Source organism: Novipirellula sp., assembly GCF_041583735.1.
GTDB lineage: Bacteria > Planctomycetota > Planctomycetia > Pirellulales > Pirellulaceae > Novipirellula.
Genome location: NZ_JBFHFD010000509.1, coordinates 1 through 6,200 on the forward strand (window position 1 = coordinate 1; position 6,200 = coordinate 6,200).

At 53.8% G+C, this 6,200-nt stretch carries 5 protein-coding genes; all 5 read right to left on the reverse strand.

The features are described from left to right. Positions 1-101, reverse strand: a 101-nt coding sequence (locus ABX962_RS27000; RefSeq protein ID WP_372724056.1) for an ExbD/TolR family protein, incomplete at its 3' end; no start/stop codon positions are given. After that, positions 98-535, reverse strand: a complete 438-nt coding sequence (locus ABX962_RS27005; protein WP_339937511.1) for a biopolymer transporter ExbD — start codon at positions 533-535, stop codon at positions 98-100. The genes ABX962_RS27000 and ABX962_RS27005, both read right to left, overlap by 4 nt. Continuing rightward, positions 536-1,375: a MotA/TolQ/ExbB proton channel family protein gene (locus ABX962_RS27010; RefSeq protein ID WP_345327037.1), complete on the reverse strand. Its 840-nt coding sequence runs from the start codon at positions 1,373-1,375 to the stop codon at positions 536-538. Between the two features lie 274 nt (positions 1,376-1,649). Further along, positions 1,650-2,681, reverse strand: a complete 1,032-nt coding sequence (locus ABX962_RS27015) for a tetratricopeptide repeat protein (protein ID WP_372724052.1) — start codon at positions 2,679-2,681, stop codon at positions 1,650-1,652. A gap of 130 nt (positions 2,682-2,811) precedes the next feature. Further along, positions 2,812-5,883, reverse strand: coding sequence for a tetratricopeptide repeat protein (locus tag ABX962_RS27020; protein WP_372724054.1), 3,072 nt, complete (start codon positions 5,881-5,883; stop codon positions 2,812-2,814). Positions 5,884-6,200: the final 317 nt, after the last annotated feature.

Genomic DNA, 6,200 nt, shown 5'->3' on the forward strand with positions numbered 1-6,200 from the left:
AAGGTCATCACGAAGAAAACCAGCAACAGAAAGACGATGTCAATCATGCTGGTCATGTTGAGTTCGTTTTTCTCGTTCGCGTGTTGATTGCGAATTTTCATCGATTGTCTTCCTTCACTCGCAGCGCAAAGTTGACGAGTTTTTGTTCTTGCGCCACTCGGATCACCTCCTGCACATCGCCAGCAGCGGTATCTTTGTGAGCTCGGATGACGACGTTAGCATCGTCAGCGGATTTGCCTTCGGATTCGATCACCGTCAGCTCGCGGAGCAGCCCGACTCGCAGTGTTTCCACGGTGTAGTCGTCTCCGCCAAGCACAATTTCGCCATCCATCGCCACATGTAGGATGATGGGGAATTCGAGCGGCACTTCGGGCGGTTTCACCAGCTGGCTGTTCGGCAACACGACGCGATCATTGGCTTCGGTTTGTGCGAAATTGATCAGCACCATAAAGAACGCGATCAACTGAAACGTCATGTCGATCATCGGCGTCAAATCGCCTTCGGCCAAGTCAGGTTTTTTGGATTTGACTCGCATTTAAGCTTTGGTCCCCTGAGGCGTCACGTCCTCAAAACGGCTCATCAAGTTTTCGCTGGTCACACCGATTTCCAGCAGCATACGCGAGACACGGTTCCGCAACACGTTGTAGGCTGCGATCGCAGGAATCGCGATGGCCAATCCAATCAGCGTGGTGAAAAGTGCCGTCGAAATACCGGCAGCCAAGTCGGCGGGCTTCGGCGAGGCGCCGCCCAGTGCGATCACTTGGAACGACTCGATCATCCCGTGAACCGTCCCAAACAGTCCAATCATCGGGCTCAGGTTGCCGATCAATGCCATGTAGCTCAGTCGATGTTCAAGCTTCATGCTTTCCTCTTCGCCGACTTCCTGCATCCCTTCGAGCGCTTTGTTGTAGCCACGCGACAAACGAGCTAGTCCGGCGGAAAGCACTTGGCCAAGCACCGATTCGTCGGCTTTGGCCATGTCGTAGGCCTCTTGGAATTGTTTCTCGTTCAGCTTCTCTTCGAAACCTTCGACCAATTCATGCGGACAGAGGGTGTCGCGGCGAGCGGCCAACACATTCATCACAAACAGTGAAACGAGTGTGATCGACAGCACCAAAAAGACGAATGAATAGGTCAACCCAAGCGCTTCGATCGTCCAGGCGAGCAGGTTTTGATCGCTCGATTTCTTTGCCGTCGGAGCCGCTCCGTTGTCCGCTGCGGCGTCGACGCCGCCATCGGCGGGCACGTCCGCAGGGGCCGCCGCGGCCGGTTCGGCTTCCCCAAATTCTGCTGCAGCATCATCTTGAGCTGACACATGGGTGACAAGGAATAGCGATGCCAAGATCGCTAGACCCACCGAACGAAACGTGTGCATGCTGGGCGTGCTGAGACGGGCAGGATGCAGGAGGGAACCGCAGGCAGCGAACATCAACGAGACTCTCTGAGGATAAGAAGCGGGAACGTTTAGATTTTATTTTGGGTTTTTCACGCGAACTCTGGCGGTCCCGAAATCGGAACCAGAGAATTCTAGCATTTGAACAGGATAGTTGGGGAAAAGTACCCTCGCACCCTCCAAGCGACTCGAATCGATTGAGAAAACAGGCTCGAAGGTCCGCTTGCAACGGTAAACACCGCATCGGCGGTTTTAATTATTTGCCAAATCCGGGATAACGTTGTTGCAATTCTTGACGCGCTTCGGCGCCGCGTTCAGGTTTTCCAACCTTGGGCCAAAGCTCGACAAGTTTCGAAAGTGCCACGGCATGTGCATCACTTTGGCCCGAAAACATCAAGTGCGTATGCAGGTAAGCCATGATCGCCCCTTCGGTGTCCCCTTTGGCCTCGTAGATCGCGCCTTGAGCGTTGTAGATCCGGGCGGCCATTTCAACATCGGTCGGGTTCAGTTCACTGATCAGCGTTGAGACCAATTTCAACCCTTCGTCGGCTTGTTTTTTCGAGGCCAATGCTGCCGCTTTTCCTGCTTTGGAAAGCGATTGCAAGCGGGCGGCTTCCACCGACTCAACTTTTAATCCCAAAACCTTGTCGAACTCGGCAATCGCCGCGTCGGCATCGTCGCTCTGCAGGTGCACCATCCCGGTGAGGTAGACATGTTGGATCTTGGCGTTCGCGGTGGGGGCTTGCCGCAGCGAACCATAGAACTTGAGCGCCCCCTCTTTGTCGCCGAGCGCCAACGCAAGATCGCCGAGCACCTTGGCGGCTTCGAAAAAATGCCACGAATCACGGTGCTTTGACGCAAACGCCAGCATCGCTTGCTTCGCCGCCTGCTTGTTTCCTTTGCCCTCGATCGCCAATTGGCTCATCGAATAGGCGGTGTAAAACATGGCGTCCGCCTTGATCACGTCACGTGGCAGTTCGCCGATGTTGACCGTCTTTAACTCTTGCATCGCTTGGTCGTATTGCCCGTCCAACGCAAATTCGCGTCCTTTGGTCAGTGCAGGTGAATCACCCGCGAACAAGATCTTTTCGATTTCACCCGCGACAAAGTTCTGAGTGTTGCTGCCAACTTTGACTTGGATCCCTTGCGGGCTGGTCTCGGCAACCGAACCAATCACAGGTGAACCTGAACTTGGATAGATCCGATCGTTTTGTGCTTGGACCGTATTTCCTAATAGCACCCAACCCATCCAGACGGCGGACATCAGTGCGGCATTAAAGTATTTCATTTTCACTCGGTCAGGCTTGTTGAAGTGAGTTCGTTAAGATGAGATTGGTTTTGAAAAGGTTTTTGTCTGCGCGGTAGGGCTGCGATACACTGCGCCAACACCATCGGTGCAGCGGGATGGCGGATCCGACTTAACCGGGTGGCGGCAGCGGTGGAAGTCCTTTCACCGGATCTCCCACCTCTTTCTGTATCTGGCGAAGCAACGCGTCAAACTTTGCACGTTGCGCGGGGCCACCCAGTTCGGGATAAATTCCCTCGACTTGGGTGATATCCGTGATCGCACGTTTCATGATCGCGTTGTCTTTGGCGCGTCGCCCCCACCGAAAACGCGACAGCGCGATGTGAAAGCGAGCGTCAAAGAAAATCTCTTTGAATTGTTCATTGCCATTGGTCAGCTTGCTGATCTTGCCCCAACCCCAGATGGTGTTCTGTTTGTTGGGACCGGGACGACCCCCGTTGAGTGCCGTTTGATAAGCCTTGGGCGCAAATTTGTCAGGCAACTCGCCAGCCCACGTTTCGTACGCTGTCGCGGCTTCGACCTGAGCGTCCAGCATGGTCGGTTTTTCTAGCAAAATCTGTTCAAGCACATCGAGCGAATTTTTGTATTGACCGACCAAGCGGTAGGCGCGGGCCAATTGGAACTGAACCGAGAGTGACACGTCTGGGTCTTGAGCCTTGAGTTGCTCGTACGTTTTGATCGCTGTTTCCAACAAATCTTTTGCGCGTCCGGTCGCTTTGATATCCGCCTCGGGCATCGCGGCTTCGCCCAATTGAACCAGCGTTTGCACAATCCACTGCAACGTCGCGGGATCTTTGGTGGTTTCCGCGATCTGGGTCAGAAAGACACGAAACGCATCGATTAGCTTGTCTTTTTTTGCCGCGTTGGCGGTTTCCAGTTCATCTTTCAAACTGCGTGCCATGCCGATGTAGATGGACTGCAAGCGTTTTTGGCCGTCGTCGCCTTTGTAGGTTTGGCGGAGTTTGTCCATGACCGCCGTGGCCCGTTTCAGCAGCGCAGTTGGATCGGTTCCGTCGCTGGTCATCCGCTGGACAAGCGTGGTCAATTCCGTGGCAAACAGATCGCCTTGCAATGCGTCGTCGTCGTCCGCAATCTTGCTGATCAAATTGACTGGACCATAGGTTTTGTGGTCGAGCGTCGCCAGCGCTTTGGCATCGTCGCCTTTTCGCAAGTAGACTTTGGCCAACACCAACGCGGCGCGCAGCCCCTCGGGTTCAATCAGCCCGCCTTTGATTCCTGACAATCCCTTGATCAATTCTTTTTCGGCGTCCCCTAGCAATTTATCCGCCAACGCGTCGTTCTTTTCTTGACGAGCGACGATTGATTGATTCCAAAGTAGTTGTCCCATTAAACGCTCGAAACCAGCGCGTTCGGGGCCTTGAGGCATTTTTGAAACCAACGATTGAGCTTGATCCCATTGGTCTTTTTGCAGTGCCAACCGGATCATGATGCCTTGCGCCGCTGCGGCATCGGGATCATCGGGCCAAGTCGTCGTGAGGAAATCGCCAATCGATTTCAGCTGAGCGATCAAGTTGGAGTTTTCGTCCTGAGGAACCTCGACAAGTAGTTTCTGCAACGAACTGAGTGCCACCAAACCTCCCTTCAATCCGACATCGGTTCCCGGCGATGTGCGTGCTAAATTAGCACCCACCACCGCGGCATCACGAAAACGATCGACTTGATACAGCAGGACCGCGTAAAAATATTTGGCTTGGTTCAGCGTGGTCAGGTCCGCACCACGGTTGATCATCGTCATGCCCAGACGAAGCGTTTCAATCGCCAGGTAACGTGTGTCGGCGAGCTGTTTCTCAAGACTTTCGATCTGCTTTTTGTGTTCCGCATCATCCTTTTTTTGCTGCTTCAGTAACTCCAATGCTTGGCGTAGATCTTCGCTCAGTTGGTAGAGTTCTCGTGAGGCTGCGAAGGCTTCTTCGAGGTTTTCGGGATCATCCGCTTTCGGCAGTTCAGTGGGGGTTAAATCCACGCCCATTTCTGCCAGCAATTTCGTCGATTCTTCGGCATGGGGGCCCGGCAGCTTTTCGATCTCGATCAGCAATTGACGACCCGCGGACTCGGCTCGTTTGATGTCCGTTTTCTTTTGCCCCTTGCTGTCTTTGGATTTGGCAAGATAGGCCTTGGCAAGCTCGAGTTTTAAATGCAGTGCTGCAGGGAGGCGTTTTTCGTTGGGACGAATCGTGTCCAGTAGCCCTTGGCCCCGTTCGATGGCGGGATTGTAGTCCGGCGGCGATTTTGCCAGCCAGATTTGGGTCAACGCACTGGTCGCTTCAAAGCGGCCTTCGCGAAGCGGATCGGCATCGGGTTGTTCAAGGAACTGCAAAAAACTATCCAACGCCGCGTCGCTTTGTCCGAGCAATTGCTGCGTTTGACCAAGATGCAAAATGGCGATCGCCCCGGTCACATAGCCGCCGTAATTGTCGGCCAAATCTTTAAACTGAGTGATCGCTTCGTCGAGCAGCTTCTTTCCGTCCTTGGCAGGATTGGCAAAGGTGGTCGCGGCCAAACGACGAGCATCTCCGGCGTTAAGTTTGGCTTCGAGAAAATCGGCACGATACTGCGTTCGCTGTTCGGCCAATTTTGGATTTTCGTCGGCGTTGATCTTCTCGCCCTGCATCTCCTTTAGTTGGGTACGCAGGTTTTCAACGATCGTGTCAAACGTTTTTGCGGCGTTTAAATACGATTCCCGCGCCGCTTTCTTCTTTTCATCATCGGGATCGAGCATCATCATCGTGTTGGCACGCACTAATTGCAACTTCCCCAACTGCAACCGTGCTTCGGGCGCCCGAGGATGAGAATCCTTTTTTAGGAAGTCGGCGATCGATGATTCTGCTTTGACAAAAAACTCGTCACGCTCGGTCGCCGATCGCGCATTGACGCCGGCTTCAATATAGGTCTGTGCCTTTTCGAGCGAGACCGCATCCTTGAGCGATCCGTCCACGCCAGGGTATTGGTCGAGCCGGTCTAGATACGCCAATGCGGTATCGTAGTAGCCGGCCGCGCGGAGCCGTTTGAGAAAGTCTTCGGCGGGTTCGCCCTCGGCCAACGCGAGCGAACCGCCACTGCCTGATATCGACAGCGATATTGCTAAGACATAAATCGTGAAACGAACGGCTCGATGGCAAAATGCCTTCCGTGATAAGCAATTCCGCGAATAGAATACGAGCATGGCGACCGAGTGCGGGTTAGATTGAATGTTTGCTGCCAGGGAGGATGAGTTGACAGGATAAGGGTAAGGCGAGCAGGGGGGTTAAACGCTATTCTAGCTCATTGACGCCGTCACGATGTGCTATTGTTCGCCAAACTTCCCCCCATCCTAGATTAAAGCTCCCGAGTCGCTCCTTCAAGCTTGTCCAGCGATTCAAGGACATATCCGATGAAAATCCCTTCTCAATTTAACGAAGATAGCCTTTATGGTCGTCATCGACGGCGCGGCGCAACGGTTCAGAACTACCGGCGTTTGATCCGACTCGGACTCGGTTTGGC

Coding starts and splice junctions, on each gene's coding strand:
- ABX962_RS27005 (WP_339937511.1), bottom strand. CDS start 535: ATGCGAGTCAAATCCAAAAAACCTGACTTGGCCGAAGGCGATTTGACG.
- ABX962_RS27015 (WP_372724052.1), bottom strand. CDS start 2,681: ATGAAATACTTTAATGCCGCACTGATGTCCGCCGTCTGGATGGGTTGG.
- ABX962_RS27020 (WP_372724054.1), bottom strand. CDS start 5,883: ATGCTCGTATTCTATTCGCGGAATTGCTTATCACGGAAGGCATTTTGC.
- ABX962_RS27010 (WP_345327037.1), bottom strand. CDS start 1,375: ATGCACACGTTTCGTTCGGTGGGTCTAGCGATCTTGGCATCGCTATTC.